The 17,090-nt window shown below is 64.6% G+C and carries 15 protein-coding genes; 11 read left to right on the forward strand and 4 right to left on the reverse strand.

Going from position 1 to position 17,090, the window contains the following annotated elements:
- The first annotated feature begins 463 nt into the window (after positions 1-463).
- The gene (locus NL241_RS32930) at positions 464-829 is read left to right on the forward strand and encodes a helix-turn-helix domain-containing protein (RefSeq protein WP_494396213.1); all 366 of its coding nucleotides are present in this window, start codon (positions 464-466) and stop codon (positions 827-829) included.
- Positions 830-873: 44 nt separating this feature from the next.
- Entirely contained in the window at positions 874-1,317 is a 444-nt protein-coding gene (locus NL241_RS32935) for a hypothetical protein (RefSeq protein WP_494396214.1), read from the forward strand.
- A 172-nt stretch (positions 1,318-1,489) separates the two neighbouring features.
- Here NL241_RS32935 and NL241_RS32940 read toward each other — a convergent pair whose 3' ends face one another.
- From NL241_RS32940 to NL241_RS32950, 3 genes are all read right to left on the reverse strand, one after another.
- Entirely contained in the window at positions 1,490-1,750 is a 261-nt protein-coding gene (locus NL241_RS32940; protein ID WP_494396215.1) for a helix-turn-helix domain-containing protein, read from the reverse strand.
- A 356-nt stretch (positions 1,751-2,106) separates the two neighbouring features.
- Positions 2,107-3,876, reverse strand: a complete 1,770-nt coding sequence (locus NL241_RS32945) for a UvrD-helicase domain-containing protein (RefSeq protein ID WP_494396216.1) — start codon at positions 3,874-3,876, stop codon at positions 2,107-2,109.
- Positions 3,869-5,815, reverse strand: a complete 1,947-nt coding sequence (locus NL241_RS32950) for an ATP-dependent nuclease (RefSeq protein WP_494396217.1) — start codon at positions 5,813-5,815, stop codon at positions 3,869-3,871. Before NL241_RS32950 ends, NL241_RS32945 begins: the two co-directional genes overlap by 8 nt.
- 448 nt (positions 5,816-6,263) lie before the next feature.
- Here NL241_RS32950 and NL241_RS32955 point away from each other — a divergent pair, with 448 nt between their 5' ends.
- On the forward strand, positions 6,264-6,920 hold the full coding sequence (locus NL241_RS32955) for an SDR family oxidoreductase (RefSeq protein ID WP_487690102.1): 657 nt from the start codon (positions 6,264-6,266) through the stop codon (positions 6,918-6,920).
- A 166-nt stretch (positions 6,921-7,086) separates the two neighbouring features.
- Here the strand turns inward: NL241_RS32955 and NL241_RS32960 are convergent, their stop codons facing one another.
- Positions 7,087-8,028, reverse strand: coding sequence for a cupin domain-containing protein (locus NL241_RS32960; RefSeq protein WP_487690100.1), 942 nt, complete (start codon positions 8,026-8,028; stop codon positions 7,087-7,089).
- A gap of 83 nt (positions 8,029-8,111) precedes the next feature.
- On the opposite strand from NL241_RS32960, the gene NL241_RS32965 reads away from it, so the two are divergent.
- The 8 genes from NL241_RS32965 to NL241_RS33000 all read left to right on the forward strand — a co-directional run bounded on the left by NL241_RS32965 (position 8,112) and on the right by NL241_RS33000 (position 17,075).
- Positions 8,112-8,948 (forward strand): NAD(P)H-binding protein, encoded by an 837-nt coding sequence (locus NL241_RS32965; protein ID WP_494396218.1) that lies wholly within the window; start codon positions 8,112-8,114, stop codon positions 8,946-8,948.
- Positions 8,945-9,367 (forward strand): pyridoxamine 5'-phosphate oxidase family protein, encoded by a 423-nt coding sequence (locus NL241_RS32970; protein WP_494396219.1) that lies wholly within the window; start codon positions 8,945-8,947, stop codon positions 9,365-9,367. The genes NL241_RS32965 and NL241_RS32970 overlap by 4 nt, the downstream gene beginning before the upstream one ends.
- 232 nt (positions 9,368-9,599) lie before the next feature.
- On the forward strand, positions 9,600-10,040 hold the full coding sequence (locus NL241_RS32975) for an SRPBCC family protein (protein ID WP_487690092.1): 441 nt from the start codon (positions 9,600-9,602) through the stop codon (positions 10,038-10,040).
- A 175-nt stretch (positions 10,041-10,215) separates the two neighbouring features.
- Complete coding sequence (locus tag NL241_RS32980) at positions 10,216-11,697, forward strand: aldehyde dehydrogenase family protein (protein WP_494396220.1); 1,482 nt, start codon at positions 10,216-10,218, stop codon at positions 11,695-11,697.
- On the forward strand, positions 11,697-13,061 hold the full coding sequence (locus NL241_RS32985; RefSeq protein ID WP_494396221.1) for an MFS transporter: 1,365 nt from the start codon (positions 11,697-11,699) through the stop codon (positions 13,059-13,061). Before NL241_RS32980 ends, NL241_RS32985 begins: the two co-directional genes overlap by 1 nt.
- On the forward strand, positions 13,058-14,248 hold the full coding sequence (locus NL241_RS32990; RefSeq protein ID WP_494396222.1) for an FAD binding domain-containing protein: 1,191 nt from the start codon (positions 13,058-13,060) through the stop codon (positions 14,246-14,248). The genes NL241_RS32985 and NL241_RS32990 overlap by 4 nt, the downstream gene beginning before the upstream one ends.
- A gap of 2 nt (positions 14,249-14,250) precedes the next feature.
- A complete protein-coding gene (locus NL241_RS32995) occupies positions 14,251-15,342 on the forward strand; it encodes an NADH:flavin oxidoreductase/NADH oxidase (RefSeq protein ID WP_494396223.1) in 1,092 nt (363 codons plus the stop codon).
- 122 nt (positions 15,343-15,464) lie between these two features.
- The gene (locus NL241_RS33000; protein ID WP_494396224.1) at positions 15,465-17,075 is read left to right on the forward strand and encodes an alpha/beta hydrolase; all 1,611 of its coding nucleotides are present in this window, start codon (positions 15,465-15,467) and stop codon (positions 17,073-17,075) included.
- Positions 17,076-17,090: the final 15 nt, after the last annotated feature.

The following is a 17,090-nucleotide window of genomic DNA, read 5'->3' on the forward strand; positions in this document are numbered from 1 at the left end:
CCTCTCACCTTAGGCAGGGCAATGAATGGCGCTGTTTGACGATTAGGATATTGACCTGAGTATGCGACTGAAGCGCATTATCGAACGAATCGACCTTGATTTCCCTCAGGTCACATACGTCGGCCTAAAACGCGGCCTCGGCTAGAAATTTGGACCCCAACGCATGCCGAATTGCGACGCTTCCGGCAAACTACACATACACCAATTACCGCAACCGGTAACTTCTAGCACGTACATCTGACGATCCACGGCGCCCCTTCTACACCGCACCTAGGTAGGTAATCGACTCTGAAAGTATTGCGCGCCAACTGCGCAACGCCCCTGTTGCGGCCGGGCGCCACCGCGCGGCACCTCTCATGCCACACGATCTAATGTGCTACTAGTAGTGCATGACAGCTAACCTGAATCGACGCCAGTCGCTACTACCACGGCCCGTTTCAGTTCAATACCGAGTCAAAAGTTGATGAAGAGAATTTTGTTGAGACCGAACGCGCGGGGCGGTGAAAATGCGAACGCCCGACATCCGGCCATACTGCACTTTTCCTTGCGCCTGCGTGACTTGCTTGCCACACATGCGGCTCGCAATTTGGAAACCGGCCGCTCACGACGTGTCAATCCGAAATCACTATCCGAGATCTTGATGGACCAGAACCACGGACGGGGTGTACGCGGCCTCTCCCAGAGCCAGCTCTACAGACTCGAACACGGAGCAGCGAACCCGAACATCGAGGTGGTGTACGAGATCGCCAAGGCGTTTCGGGTGTCACCCCGATCGTTTCTCCCCGACGACATGGCTAACTACCACCAGGAGAGCCAGGACCAACAATGACGACCAATTATCAACGCAGTGTCGTTGCCTAACAGGAGTATTCGATGGTTTCAGACGACGACCTCCCCGAGGCCACGGAACCTCACGGCGCAGCGTTGCGAGCGATCCTTTCCCGGATTCCCGCGCGGCGAGGGCGATGGATTGACTGCGGACCGGGTTGGTTTGCACTCATCACCGAGGTGCACGAGGACTTGCTGGCCCTGGACCCCAGCTACGTGGTTCTTCAGGTCAAGGAGAAGTACGGCGTCCTGCGGTATTACGCAGGCTCAGCTAGTACCGATCCGTTGGTTCAAGAACGATTCTCCGCGGTGCTCGACATCGCCGAACGTTGGTCGATGACAATCTGCGAGATGTGTGGCAAACCCGCGCGGATGCATGTGTCAGACGAGCCCTACACGTGGTACAAGACCATTTGCACTGCCTGCGCCACCAACATGGCGGCAGGAGGCGGCAGGGTCTACCGCCCGTATGACACAACGCCGATGTAGCGAAGAGTCAGTCGGTACGATGCGTCGGCGGGCAACAGGAAGGGATGGACGCCCATCGCCAAGCCGTCAGGAGGCTTCGAACCGGCGAAATAGGACATCCCACAGAGGCGCAGGCCCGGCCCTGATGTAAGCGCTCCCGGATTGAGCAACAGAAGCCCGCCGTTTCGGCTCCCTACTTGATGCCCTCGACCAACTCCGAAGCAGAAACCCCCAGCGCTGCTGCGATATCGAAGACCCGCTCATGAAGGAGACCCCGGCGGCCATGCTCGACATCTACCAACACGTTGCGCGATACCCCCGAGCTCAAAGCGAGCTGCTCCTGAGTGAGACCCCGCTCATGCCGCAACTTCTGTATCCGTCTTCCCAGGCGCTGGCGACGTCTCTCCCACGCGGCGACCCGTTTGGGGTCATTCTGGCTAGGTCGCGTGGGCACGCCTACCAGTACGGATGCGCCGGCCAGAAATGTCTGCCCTACTAGTGGGTCAAAATCACTAGCTCCTCACTCCGCAACTCTGATCAGAGTTCGAGTAGTACCTCGATATGGAAAGATCGGCAACCACTCGGTTTGCGCATGCCCAGGGCCTCACTGGCGTCAAAGTCGGGAGCCTGTCCCACAAGTATCAGCTGTGTACGGTCGCGCCCAACGATGTCGGGCATGAACTCACCGATGGCTATTGCGGTCCCGTGGCTGCCCAGTCTGACTGTTCTAGCTGCTCGGCCGCTCCTAGGGGCAGCGACGGACCGGCCACAACTGGCAGCGGGAGATCACCGCAGAGTACCCAGAGACGATCATCGTGCGACCACCACCTCGTAATCAATCCCCTCGACGGACAGGATGTGCTCTAACTGCGCGCGCTTACCCGGCGGAACCACGATCACCAGCAGACGTTCCGCGCGACTGACTCCGACGTAGAGAACTCGTCGCTGCTCGCTATTCAAGCCACTCTGCCAGTCGTCTAGGACATGCGACTGGCCGGCGCTGCCCTTCGACAGCGCGATGATCACCGCCTGGAACTCGTCGCCCTTGACTCCGTGTACATGTCCCCATCGAAGTTCGTCGGCGGGAAAGTCCGTCAAGGCTCCCACGGTTCGGCTCTCCCAGTACTTCCATACCGGCGCTGGGATAATTAGGCGGCGTCCAAGGTTGGCAACGAGACCAATAGAGGCTCCGACCGCGTAGTTCTCGATTGACTGCCGCACAAACTTTGTGCATGCCGATGCGTCTGTCCACGTGTGGGACGCTCTAAGCAAGGAGCTAGCAGCGACTCGGAGCGATTCGCTAGTTCTGCCTAGGTGATCTAGCTGCTCGGCTCGGCCTTCAACCGCGGCGACCGACGGCCAGTCAAACTGGTTAAGGATAAACGACTCCACTCGACGAACTGCTCGAACTCGACCCAATACATCGGTCCCCGAGCGTAATTCGATCAGGCCGACTAGCAGGCTCTCCATCTGCGAAACACCACGCGGCGCCTCCCTTCCTGAGCGCAGCAAGCTTCGGGCATCAGACCTCCGGTGCGCCAACACCCGCGTCGATTGAACGGAGATTCCTTGCTGTTGGACTAGCTTGTAGGCCGCGGCGCCCGCTTTGAGTCCGGTGCCCACTACAACGAAGATGCGGTCGGGGCCCCCAGGATGATCGGGAAAGGGCATTACCTCCTCCATGCCAACATTTCTCAGGCTGTTGATCAGCCCGCATATTGCAGGGGTTGACCGGTAACAAGTTGTGAGTGACACCCGCTTTTCTTCGGGAATGGACTCCCTGAACCCCTCGTAGAGCTCGGAGTTGGTTTGCCGAAACTCGTAGATCGCTTGATCCGGATCAGCCACTGTTACGACATGGATGCCCGCCTGCAAAAGACACTCGACGATCGCGTGTTCAACTTCGTCGCAATCTTGAAATTCGTCGATGATGACCTCGCTGAAACGCCTCGCCAGATGCGGTAGAGGTGAAGCATCTTGTTTCAACACTGATAGCGCGCGGCGGCGCGCCTCAGCCGTGTCGTAGACAAGCGACGCGTGAAGGCCCACAACCCGTTCGGCGCCTCTTTTCGCAATATCGTTCCGCGACCAATCTGATAGCTTGTCCCACATCGTTTTCTCCGACCTGCTGAGCCGGGCCACGTCAACATTTCCCCAGCTACCCCTATCGAAGACAAACTTCGACAAGGGCACACCGGCACCTCCGGAATTCGGCCTCACCTGAGACATGCTGTCCCGCAGGTCGTCCCAGGAGATCAAATAAGTCGGCGGTCTGCCGAACGACCGCACCGTCGCTGGCGTGACCACATATCGGCGGAAGAATGAGTCGAAAGTACCTACAAAATTCGGCGGTTCAAGAAGAGAAGGAACATCGCGGCACCGTAGTCGAGCGACATCAACAGCCGCATTGGTGAAAGACAGCATGGCGGCTGCGCGGCCCGAAGCAGCATGCTGCCGTAACCGAGCCACTACGGTACGGGTCTTGCCCGATCCGGGTCCTGCTTCGACCAGCCGCACCTCTGGCTCTAAAGCTCTGAGTTGCTCGCTATTCAGACCAAGCGCATTGATGCTGTCACTCATAGCCCTGCGAATCCAGGTGTGCAACAGCGTCAATTGCTTGCCTCAGGTATTCGGGAACCACTACCTCGGTGTCCTTACTGCCTTCGAGGGCTTCTGCAATGACATGCGCAAAGTCCCCTTTCGCGACATCGAGGTACACCTCTTCTTGAGCGGATTCCGCACGAATTGCTCTCGCGAACAATTCCGCCCGCTGATCGTGATCTAGGTCCTTCGCCTTCTCCGCAACGTTGTCCCAGTGGTGTTTCGAGTTAGGATGAAGCTTTAGGAAGGCAGTACGAAGTACATTCTCATTCCCGGCTAGGCGGAACATCTCGGCTTCGAGGGTCGTTCCGCCGACCACGACTATCAACCTCCCGGCGACTACGTCGCCGTCGAAAGTGGCTTCATAGTGGCTTTTCCGCGTGTCGCCTGCGTGCGTGTGATCGCGGTCGGTTACGACGACCACCCGATCCACACGGGGGTGATCACCGTCCAGAAGGACCCGAAGGTACGGTTCGAAGTCGACACCCTCGATGTTTATCAACGTGGCGCTTTTGAACTGACGTAACGCTTTTCGAACCTCAGCGTCGTCTTGGTCGGGTCTTGTGGACGTCGGCTTCCCTGCTTGAGGTGCCGCCTCGGCGGCTTCCGCATCGACGTCTTCGTGGTCATTACTCGAAGCACCGGCTGCGCCGCTTTTCTGGCCTGTTAGAGGCACCGTCGTCAGGTGACGCTCGGCGCAAACTGGCAGTACCAGCATCTCCGCGATGCCTTCGACTAGGATGATGTCGCGAGCGAATAGCAGCGCTGAGCGGGTTGAGTTCAGGTATCGGTCAACCTTTCGTCGGTCGGCGACTTTAAGCCCAAGGCCCCCGATGGCTGTTGCCTTGGTGCACCAATTCGCATGTTCGCCGTAGCGGGCTATCACGACCACGTTGTTGACCGACACGGTGCTGGCCAGAACTGGCGAGTGAGTTGTGACGACAACCTGCACTTTGCCGACGGCATGTGGGCCGGGCATGGATTTGCCACTGGACCTTGCGTGGCTGTGGAGGAAATCGAGCAGGACCAGTTGCAGTTGCGGATGTAGGTGAGCTTCTGGCTCCTCGACCAAAAGTAGAGTGAGGTCGCTGTCCTTCGCGCGTACCAGCTGGAGGACGATCATCGCGATGTAGAGGAGATTGGCGTAGCCAAGCCCGGTCGCAGCGATATCGCCGATGGGAACCTGTCGCTCCGCGAGTTGAATACGCAGAAGTCGAGCAATTCGTCGCAGTTCTAGCGTCCGTTCGTTGAGCTCGATGACGTGTTCGCGGTTCGGTGGCGTCGTCCTCGCGAAAAAGCTCTGGATCGCTTCTTTGGTGGTCACGGCCAACCGATGCTCGGCGATCTGTTTCAGCGCACCATTCGCCGTCTCGACGAACTCACGCTTCAGATCTTCGTCGGTCCCCACCAGTATCCGCAGTACGTCGTACAGCAATGCCTGATCTCCACCATCGAGGTCACGTACCGCGTCCCGCAGCGGTGGCAGGTAGACATGCGCAATTCTTCGCCGCAGGGCGGGCTCCGGATCGTCGAGCCTCGCGTCACCCACTCCCCAAGTCAGAATGCTCCGACGAGGCACCTCCGCGTCCGTCGCGAAGCTCGCTGTGTAAACCAGCTCTTCGTGGGCATCCACGAGTTGAGCAAGATAGACACCCTTTTCGTCATCTGTGAGCTGCGAGTACCGCGCCGAGATATCGACTGGCGTGCCGGCATCTAATCCGTACGACAGGTCCCTATCTGCCGCGAACCACGCCGTTTGGCGGCCGGAGGCCGGAAATGTAACGAGGCGCAGAGCATCGATGAGCGCCGTTTTGCCCGATGCATTTTCACCCACGATCACCGTGAGGTCTGGAGCGAACCGCACTGATGTGTCGCGACAAGATCGGTAACTGCTGAGTGAGATTTCTGCCAGTTGCATGCCAGTTCCAATCCAAAGCCAGACCTACAAGACGTTGACACAACCTTTGCCGCTACGAAGTTGTGGTCGTAAAGCGTAAACGTTGCTGCCGACAACTGGCCGCTACCGCCAAACGCTAGCCACAGTTGCGTCGGCCGGGGCTGACCTCGAATCGACCCGATCCATCCATGACGAGCTGGCCTGTGCCCCTGCGAAATGTCCCAGTGACGACATCTCAAGATTGTGAGATGCGCTAACGAATTGCCAAACCCGTGAGAAATTGCCATCTCTTGTCAAACCAAATGACGAGTTGTCACGCAGATTGAGAACTGACAGTGGGCCATCACGAAGTGGGCGTGACCCGCCTTTCGCCTTAATGTGATCTTATTTTGTCCTTATGTTTCTTAGATTCTGATGTACGGTGGGGTTCCCGAGCCGATTGCCTCAGCAATGACGGAAGGAACTCGACATGCGAAACGAACCCGCACGGATCGTTCTGGTGACCGGCGCCTCCCGGGGCATCGGCGGCTCGGTGGCGCGGCGCCTGGCCGACGCGGACACCCACGTCATCGTCAACTACCGCCGAAACGCCCGGCGCGCGGAAGCCATCGCGGCGATGATTCGCGATGCGGGTGGCCGTGCCTCGACTCTGGCGGCCGACATCTCCGACGAAGCCGACACCACCGCGATGATCGGCGACATCGCGGCCCGCTTCGGGCGGCTGGACGCGGTGATTCTCAACGCCTCGGGCGGCCTGGAACTGGAGGCAAATCCGGGCTACGCCTTGCTCGACCGTGATGCCCAGCGCCGCCTGGCCTTGTGCGCCATGTCGGTGATGCCGGCCGGCGGACGGATCGTCTTCGCGACCAGCCATCAGGCCCACTTCTTCCCCAACAAGGCCGTGCCGAAGGGCTACGCGCCGGTGGCCGCGAGCATGCGCGCGGGCGAAACAGCCCTGTATGCAATACGTTCCGTTTTTGCCCGAGCCGGTGTGCACTTCACCGTGGTGTCCGGAGATATCGCCGACGGCGACGACTTCGCCGCTGCGATCGTCAACTGCGTCACCACCGCGAACCCGCCCGGCGTTGTCTACGTGGGCGGGGCCAACTACCTCATGACCGCTTGACCGGACCCTTTCCCGGCAAGCGGTGCGTCAGCGCCTCTGATGGGGAGTCGACACCGCGCTGACGCCGGGTTCTTCGGCGAAACTCGGGGGTGAGCGCAGTACGAACGCGTTGTCCGACAGTCACTTCCACTCAGCGAGACCGAGCCGCCGGTCCGGGCTTTCTGAGCTACGCCCCTGAACGCTCCAAAGCACGGCGGAATTCGCTCGGGTTGACACCCCGGACCCGTTTGAACGCTGCGCTGAACCCGAACGGATCGGCGTATCCGACTGAGCCGGCCACGTCAGCGATGGTGGCGGTGCCCTGCTCGAGCAGGAGATCCGAGGCGAGCGTCATCCGCCAGCGGGTGAGGTAGGTCAGCGGGGGTTCGCCCACCAATTCGGTGAATCTCTTCGCCAAGGTGGACCGGGAGACCCCGGTGCGATCGGCCAGCGACGAGACCGTCCATTGCGCGGCCGGATCGGCATGCAACAGGCGCAGCGCATCGCCGACCACCGGATCCCGCTGCGCCGCCCACCAGGCCGGTGGTTGCCCGCCGGGCCGGTCGAACCATTCGCGCAGCGTGCACACCAGCATCCAGTCCAGCAGTCGGTCCAGCACCACCTGCTGACCGGGGATGTCCAGCGCCACCTCCGCGGCCAGGTGATCGAGTACCGCATCCCCGGTGCCCCCGGCACCGACCCGGAGGACGGTAGGCAGGGCGTCCAGGAGCGGCCGGCTGATCTCGCCGCGCACCGGGTAGGCGCCGACGATGAGTGTGGTTGCACCGCTGATTTTTTGAGCGTCATCGGCCCAGCCCAGGCGGTGCCGGGTCCCGCCCTGCTCGGGGGTGGCGCAGAACTCACCGCACGCGATGGGCTCCGCCGGGGTACCGAGTTCGTCGACGAACATGAACGTCGTCGGCCCGCGCACCACCACGGTCTCGCGCTCGCCGAGGGGTTCCGGCGGCCCCTGCTCGGGCACGATCCAGCCCGTGCCGCCCAGGACGGTGCACAGCGTCAGCGGTGCACCGTCCACGAAGTGCAGCGCCCACGGCGCCGTCAGGGTGGTGCTGCCGAACAGCGAGCCATGCGCGCGAACCCCACGGCACAAGTCATCGAACACGTCCATACCAACCTAGGTTAGACGAATGGACAGGCAATCCGGCCTTTCACCTATGGAAGAGTCCGAGAACTGTGGGTTCAATGGGGGTCATGACCAACAACACCACCCTCGTCCTCGGCGCCACCGGCAAAACCGGCCGTCGGCTCGCACCGCGGTTACGGCTGCGCGGCACGGCCGTGCGCGCCGCCTCCAGATCCAGCCAGACCTCCTTCGACTGGTCGGACCCGGGCGGCTGGGACGCCGCACTGCAGGGCGTTCGTGCGGTGTACATGGTGGCTCCGCGCGATCCCGGCCCGGCGCACCAGTTCGTGGCACGCGCCGAGGCCGCCGGTGTGCAGCAGTTGGTCCTGCTGTCCGGGCGCGGTGCCGACACCTGGGGCGATTCCTCGTTCGGATTGGACATGCGTGGCGCCGAGGAGGCGGTGCGTGCCTCCGCACTCGACTGGACCATTGTGCGGCCCAACAACTTCAACCAGAACTTCGACGAGGAGAACTTTCACGCCCCGCTGCTTCGCGGGGAACTCGCCCTGCCGGCCGGCGAGGTGCCGGAGCCGTTCATCGACATCGAGGACGTTGCCGATGTCGCTGCCGCGGTCCTGACCGAGCCGGGCCGGCACAGCGGCCAGGTCTACGAGCTGAGCGGTCCGCGAGCGCTCACCTTCGCCGAGGCCGTCGAGCTGATCTCACGGGCGTCGGGGCTGTCGATGACCTACAAGCAGGTCTCCCCTGCCGAATACACCGAGCTCCTGGCCGAGGACGGCGCAAGTGAGGAGGACGCCCACCACGTCGCCGAGATGTTCGTGTTGATGGAACAGGGGCTGATCGCCGCGCCGACGGACGGCGTGGCCACCGTGCTGGGCCGCCCGCCGCGGACTTTCGAGGATTACGTCGTGCGGGCCGCGGCGGCGGGAGCGTGGTCACGGTGACCGACACTTCGCTGACCACCCAGGATCTCGAGTTCCTGAGGCGCCCGCTCTACGGTTTCCTGACCGTGGCGCAGGGGCCACGCCCACCGCAGCCTCGTCCGGTGTGGTTCGAAGCCACCGAGGCCGGCACCGTCCAGCTGTTCACCGGTCCCGAGACCGTCAAAATCCGTCGGCTACAGGAAGATCCGCAGGCCTCGCTCGTCGTTGCCGCCCCCGTCGGCGAGCGGGAACGGTGGGTGTCGGTGGCCGGGCGCACAGAAGTGGAACCCGCGGGCGCCCACGAGCTGGCCGCCCGCCTTGCCGCGCGCTACTGGGACCTCGACGACCCGGGCCGGGCCGAGGACCTCGCCGAGATCCTGGCACAGGATCAGGTGCGCCTGATCATCCACCCGGACAAGGTGAGTCGCTACGCCATGTAGGGGCGGCCGGAAACGGTGCTGTCGACGGGCCCGGTGCGATATGGCAGTGGGCATGCCGGAACCCTGCGCCCCACCGACCGCATTCTGATTCCCCCGGCAACCGGGCGACACGCGTCGCCGGTGTGGGATCGGTGGTTGCAATGGCAATCCGCGGGTACGGCCACGGCGTTCGACGCCGCCGTACCGTTGCGGCGCTGAGTTTCGCCGGCGGGCAGGATGGCAATCATTGCGCATGGCCATCACCGAATCCCGCGAGACTGTCATCGAGGCGACCCCCGACGAGATCCTGGACGTGCTGTTCGACCTCGAGTCGTTGACCGAGTGGTCGTCGGCCCACCAACAGGTCGAGATCCTCGAACGCGACGCCGACGGCCGCCCCAAACGGTCGCGGCAAGTGGTCAAGATCGTCGGGGTCACCGACGAACAGGTGCTCGACTACTCCGTGCACGACGACGGCGTGAGCTGGACACTGGTCAGCTCGAAACAGCAGAAGGCGCAGGAAGGCCGGTACACGCTGTCCGCCGACGGGAACGCGACGCGGGTGCGGTTCGACCTGACCGTCGACCCGATCGTTCCCCTGCCGGGTTTTCTGGTGAAGAAGGGCGCCAAAGGCCTGATGGAAACCGCCACCGACGGCCTTCGGGACCGCGTGCTCGCTGTCCGGCGCGGCTGAGGGGCGACCCTCGGCAGGGTCCCCGTCCTTCGTCGCCACTGCTGGCGGTGTGTCAACAGCTACACAAGAAGCGCACGCAAAGTGTCTTTCGAGACATTGAATGCGCTACCCCGGTGTGTCGACACTCATAAAGGCGTCCTCGAGCAGAGCGCCTCACGCCAGGAAGGACAGACCCATGACCCAAGTCGCCAGCGAGGTCGACACCACCACCCCGGTGGCACACCGCGACATCGTCAACCCGGCCACCGGTTCGGTCATCGACACCGTGCCAGAGCTCGGCGCCGAGGCCATCGATGCCGCGGTGGCCACTGCCAAGACCGCCTTCGAGACGGGGCCGTGGCCGGCCATGACCCGTAGCGCCAGGGGCCGTCTGCTGTTGAAGATCGCCGACGCCATCGAAGCCCATTCCGAACGGCTCTACACCCTCGAGGCGCTCAACAACGGGCGGCCGATCACCGAGACTCGCGCACAACTGTCCCGGGTGCCGGAGTGGTTCCGCTACAACGCGGGTCTGCTGGCAGCACAACGTCCTGCCGTGTTGCCCGGCGACGGACCCTATCTGACCTACCAGCAGCGGCTGCCACTCGGCGTCTGCGGCATCATCACCCCTTTCAATCACCCCCTGCTGATACTGGGGCGCAGCGTGTCCGCGGCGCTGGCCAACGGCAACACCGTGGTGGTCAAACCTTCGGAGCTGACACCGCTGACCACCTTGGCGCTGGCCGACATCATGACCGGCGCGGGATTGCCCGAGGGGGTGCTCACCGTGGTCACCGGCGCGCGGGAGGCCGGTGTCCGACTCACCGAGCATCCCGACGTCGCCAAGATCACCCTGACCGGAAGCACCGAGGCCGGCCGCTCGGCAGCACTGGCCACCGCGGCCCGATTCGCCCGTGTGACAGCCGAACTCGGCGGTAAGACCCCCGTGGTGGTCTTCGATGACGTGGATCCGGTGGCAGCCGCCGAAGGTGCCGCGTTCGCCGCCTTCGTCGCCGCCGGCCAGTCCTGCGTCGCAGGCTCCCGGTTTCTGGTGCACCGGGGCATCTACGATGCCTTCGTCGCTGCCCTGACCGAACGGGCCCGCGCCATCCGGGTGGGCGACCCCACCCTGCCGGACACCCAGATGGGTCCGCTGATCAGTGCTCGCCAGCGGGACAAGGTGCGGGATCTCATCAACATCGGGGTGGAGGAGGGCGCGCGGCTGGCCGCGGGCGGGGGCGTTCCGGAGCTGCCGGATACGTTGCGGGACGGTTTCTTCCTGCAGCCGACCGTCCTGGCCGATGCCTCCATCGACATGACCGTCGCGCTGGACGAGATCTTCGGGCCGGTGGCCGTGGTCATGCCCTTCGACGACGAGGACGACGCCGTTCGGATGGCCAACGACAACCGGTTCGGCCTCGGTGCGGGCGTATGGACCCGCGACATCGGCCGTGGGCACCGGGTCGCCGCACGCATCGTCGCAGGCATGGTGTGGATCAACGACCACCACCGACTCGAACCGTCGCTGCCCTGGGGTGGGGTCAAAGAGTCCGGCACCGGTAAAGATGCCGGATCGGAGTCCTTCGACGACTTCTCGTGGATCAAGACCATCGTGGTGCGGACCGCAGCCGAACCCGTCGACTGGTACGGCGGCCGCGAGCAGGGACGGTTGAACTGATGAACTCCCCGACAACCAACACCGGGTGGCGCACCGAGATCACCCGAATCCAGTGGCTGGTACTGGCCGGCACCACCTTGGGCTGGGGCCTCGACGGTTTCGCCGCCAGCCTCTACATCCTGGTGCTCGGACCCACCATGGGAGAACTGTTGCCCAACAGCGGCATCGAGGTCGATCCGGCGGCCATCGGCTACTACGGTGGTCTGACCGTCGCACTGTTCCTGTTCGGCTGGGCGGTGGGCGGGATCATGTTCGGCGTACTCGCCGACTACTTCGGCCGTACCCGGGTGCTCTCCGTCGGCATCTTGACCTACGCCGTCTTCAGCGCCCTGGCCGCGTTCTCCGAAACATGGTGGCAGCTCGGGCTTCTGCGGTTCATCGCCGGTGTGGGCTCGGGTGTCGAGGCACCCGTGGGCGCCGCCCTGATCGCCGAGACCTGGCGCAACCGCTACCGCGCCCGGGCCGGCGGCATCATGATGGCGGGCTACGCCGGTGGGTTCTTCGCGGCGGCCGCCGCCTACGCCCTGCTGGGGCACTACGGGTGGCGTCCGATGCTACTGCTGGCCGGCCTGCCGGCGCTGCTGGTGTGGTTCATCCGCCGCTACGTTCCGGAACCACCGGAGGTGGCGGCGAGCATGCAGGCGCGCAAGAACCGGAAACGCGCCGGTGCCAACACGTCTCACGATCGCTTTGTCCTCCGCCGCCTGTTCGCCCCGCCGCTGCTTCACCCGATGCTGGTGTGCACCACGCTGGCCACCGGTGCGTTGATCGCGTTCTGGAGTGTCAGCACCTGGTACCCACAGGTCATTCGCGGTGTCACCGCAGCCGAGGACCTGGCCCGTGATGTGGCCGATCACCGCGTGGCGATGGCGGCCATGCTGTTCAACGCCGGCGGCATCCTGGGTTACGCCTCGTGGGGGTTCCTCGCCGACGCGATCGGGCGCCGCAAGTGCTTCATGGTGAGCTTCACCGTCGCCGCGGTCTCCGTCGCGTGGGCCTTCCCGTTCGACCGCAGCTACACCGAATTGCTGATCGCCATGCCGTTCCTCGGCTTCGGCCTGTTCGGGGCGCTGTCGGGAACCTTCATCTACGGACCCGAGGTGTTTCCGCCCAGCGTCCGTGCCACCGCCATAGCCACGTGCAACAGCGTCGGCCGCTTCGTGACGGCCCTGGGCCCGCTGACCGCCGGCGCCATCGCCACCTCGTGGTTCGGCGGCAACCTCGGCCTGGCCACCGCATCGGTGGCAGCTCTGGGACTGGTCGCCGTCATCGGGCTGGCCTTCGCCCGAGAGACGCAGGGGCAACCACTTCCGACCGATCCCGAGTCGGCCACCACTTCGCACAACGAGAAGAGCTCATCGTGAGTCATTACGCCAAAGCCTCCGCCATCGTCATCGGTGGGTCGATCGGCGGCCTGACCACCGCGCTGCTGCTGCGGGATCTCGGATTCACCGTCGATGTCTACGAGCGCACCCCCACCGCGCTCGACGGTCGAGGCAGCGGCATCGTCCTGCAGCCGGACACCGTACGGTGGTTCACCGAACGCAGCACCCAGAGCCTCGATGACCTGAGCACAGCGACGAATGTCGTTCAGTACCTGGATCGCTCCGGTGAGGTGGTGTTCCGCGAACCGTGCACCTGGACCTACACGTCGTGGGGCACCTTCTACCGGGCCCTGCTCGCCGATTTCGGCACCGAGCGCTACCACTACGGTGAGTACGCGTGCGGGTTCGATCAGGACGACACCACTGTGACGGTCCGATTCGTCAGCGGCACAACGGCGTCCGCAGACCTCGTGGTCTTCGCCGACGGCGTGACCTCTGTGGCCCGGGAGCGGTTCGACCCCGAGGCGCGACTGCGTTACGCCGGTTACATCGGATGGCGCGGCACCGTCCCGCTGCGGGAGCTCACCCCGTCGGCGCGGGATGTGCTCTCCGACGCGATCACCTACGACGTGGTTCCGCACTCCCACATCACGATGTATCCCATCCCGGGCGAGGACAGCCTGGCCCTGGAGGACCGGCTGATGAACTACGTCTGGTACCGCAACGTGCCCGCCGGTGCCCAGCTGACCGAGATGCTGCTCGACAAACGGGGGTTCGCCGGATCGGTGTCCGTGCACCCGGGGCAGGTGCAGGACCGCTACGTCACCCAGATGAAGGCGGACGCGGCCGACCTGTTCGCCCCCGCGGTCGCCGAAGTGGTGCAGTCCACCGAACAGCCCTATCTGCAGGTGCTCTCGGACGTGCGCTCGTCCCGGATGGCGCTGGGACGGGTTGCGCTCATCGGTGACGCGGCCTGCGCCTCCCGGCCTCACGCCGCCGCCGGTACCGCGAAGGCTGCCGCGGACGGCTGGACCCTGGCGGCGGCACTGCAGGAATCCGGCGGTGACATCGCCGCGGCCCTGACCAAGTGGGAGCCCGCCCAGCTGCAGCTCAGCGACTCGCTGCTGCGGCGGGTCGTCGCGATGGGCGACCAGTCCCAGGTCAGCAACACCTGGACCCCCGGTGATCCCGACCTGCGATTCGGCCTCTACGGCCCAGGACTGTGACCATGACGCATCTGTTCACTCCGCTGACCCTGCGGGAGATCACCTTCGCCCACCGGGCCTGGATGTCGCCGATGATGCAGTTCGCCGCCGTGTCCGCCGGACCCGCAGAGGGCAGCCCGACAGACTGGCATCTGCAACATCTGGGATCCCGGGCGGTGGCGGGCGCGGCACTGGTGATGGTGGAAGCCACCGCGGTCCACCCCGTGGGACGCAGCAGCATCTACGACCTGGGGCTGTGGAATGACGTTCAAGCGAACGCTTTTCGCCGGATCACCGACTTCGTGGCCGCGGCGGGGTCGGTGCCCGGCATCCAGTTGGTGCACGCCGGGCGCAAAGGATCCACCGGACGACCATGGCCGGACGAGCACGGCGCCGATGATCACCGTTGGCCCACCGTCGGACCCAGCGCAGTCCCCTTCGGGCGCTTGCCCAGTCCCACTGAACTGGATGTCACCGAAATCGCCGAGATTGTCGACGGTTTCGCCGCAGCAGCCCGCCGTGCCGCCGGGGCGGGATTCAAAGTGCTCGAACTGCACGGCGCCCACGGCTATTTGATCCATCAATTTCTCTCGCCATACTCCAACACCAGAACCGACGCCTACGGCGGCGTCCTGGCCAACCGGCTCCGGTTCGCGCTGGAGGTCGTCACCGCGGTGCGCCGCAACTGGCCCGAGGAACTACCGTTGTTCTTCCGTGTCTCGGCCACCGACTGGCTGGGCGGCGACACCGATGACCATCGGCCGGGCTGGACTGTCGCCGACACCATCGAACTCGCCGGACAGCTCAAGGACCTGGGGGTAGATCTGATCGACGTGTCCTCGGGTGGATCGGCGCCGGATGCACGGATCCCGGTGACGCCTGGCTACCAAGTCCCGTTTGCCGCGCGCATCCGCAAGGAGATCGAAATCCCCACCACCGCAGTGGGTCTGATCACGGAAGCAGACCAGGCCGACGCCATCATTACCGGAGAACAGGCCGACGCGGTGTTCCTGGCCCGAGTTTTGCTGCGCAACCCGGCGTGGATCCGTCAGACCGCCGACCACCTCGGCGCAGCTCTGCGCTACCCGCCGCAGTACAGCCGCGCGTACGGGTAGCCGCGCTGCGGTATGGATACATCCCCTTACTTTGGCGGCTTTGCATTTGGCCGATCCGCCAACACAATTCGCTTCGGCCGCTAGCATCATCCCCGCGGGTGAGGCGGTCAAAGGGGGGACTCATGGCGCAGACCTCGGTGTGGTGGGGTGCCGGTGTGCTGACCGCGGGAGTGTCCGCGGCCCTCCTGACCGGCGCGGGCGCGGCGACCGCGGACACCGGGGTCGGCGCAGACGCCGGCACCGCGAACGTCTCCGCACCGGAACACACCCGCGACGGCGCTGCCGACGCACCGGAGGCGGACCGAGGAAGGGATCCGGGACGCCGCACCGCCCGACGCGGCGACACAGGTCAGCGCAGTGACACAACACAGCGCAATGACACAAGAGAGCCTCGGGATACTCCGAACCCGACCCGCGCGCATCGCGAGAAGAACTCGGAGGCAACCGCTTCCCGCGACGGCAAGGTGAAAGCCAAGACCTCCCGTCGGCCGGCCGCGGAAGCCGACCCGGTACGGAACCACCAGCCCACTGCCCCCGTCCCCGGCGTCGGCGACCCTGCGTCGGTGCCGACCATCCCCGACGTCGCTGACATCCTGGGCCCCTTTCAGCCCGACTACCCGCCGCTGGTCCGCACCGTCGGGTCGGCAGTCTTCAACGTTCTGGGCGCGGTGGTGCAGGCGGCCGACGGTGCGCCGGTGGTGCCACCGTCTTTGCGGGACTCGGTCCGGGTCAGTAGCTCCACCCTGGCGCTCACACCCGGTGACGAACTGGATGCCGACTGGTACTTCCCTACCCAGGGCGCGCAGCCGGAGCGCCTCATCTACCTGCAGCACGGCATTCTGGCCACCGCCCCGATGTACAGCTACACGGCGGCCTATCTCGCCGAGCGCACCAACAGCGTCGTCGTGGCCACCACTGTCACCTCCAACCCGTTCGCCGACGGCGGTATGTGGCTGGGCGGCGACACGATGCACCAGGCGGTGGCGCAGCTGTTCCTCGACGATGACCGCGCAGCACTGGCCGCGAGCCTGGCCAGCGCAGCGCTCGAGGTCGGCGCGCCGATCCTGACTGTTCCGAAAGACGTTGTGATCGTGGGTCATTCGCTGGGCGGCGGGTTCGCCCCCGGCGTCGCCGGCCACTACGCCGAAGCCCTGGCGGCTCGCAGGGCAGACGGCCGGAACGACGAGGACACGGCCAACCACCTGGCCGGGGTGGTGTTGCTCGACGCCGTCCCATTCGTCCCGATCCTGCCGGACGCGATGGACCGCTTGGCGAGGTTGGAATACAGCCACAACGGCGACCCCGCCGACTACGTGCCGGTCTACGAGATCGGTGCTCCGCAGAACTTCCTGAACGCGCTCAGCGCGGTCAACGATCAACTCTCGGAGGCGCGGCCCGGGAAGTTCAATGGCGTCGTCATCAACGGTGGCGTCCACATGGACGGCATGCTCGGCGGCAACCCGCTGATCCAGGCCGCCGCTTACCTCGTCGCGGGCATTCCGCAGCGCCAGAACCCGTCGGCAGTGCAGTTGCTCATGGCCGGCTGGATCAACGACATGTTCGACGGCGGCATCGACCCCGCCACCGGCCGGTGCCTGGGCGCCGACTGCCGGGGGGAGTACGGCGAACCGGGTGACACCCTCGTCCTCCCGTCTGAGCACGGATCGGCAACGGCCCTGGCGATCGGCTCCGGTACGCCGTCCGACCTTCGGGTTCTGCGGTCAGCGGTGTGACGCCCACCGCTGCCG

It is taken from the genome of Mycolicibacterium sp. SMGY-1XX, assembly GCF_059132455.1.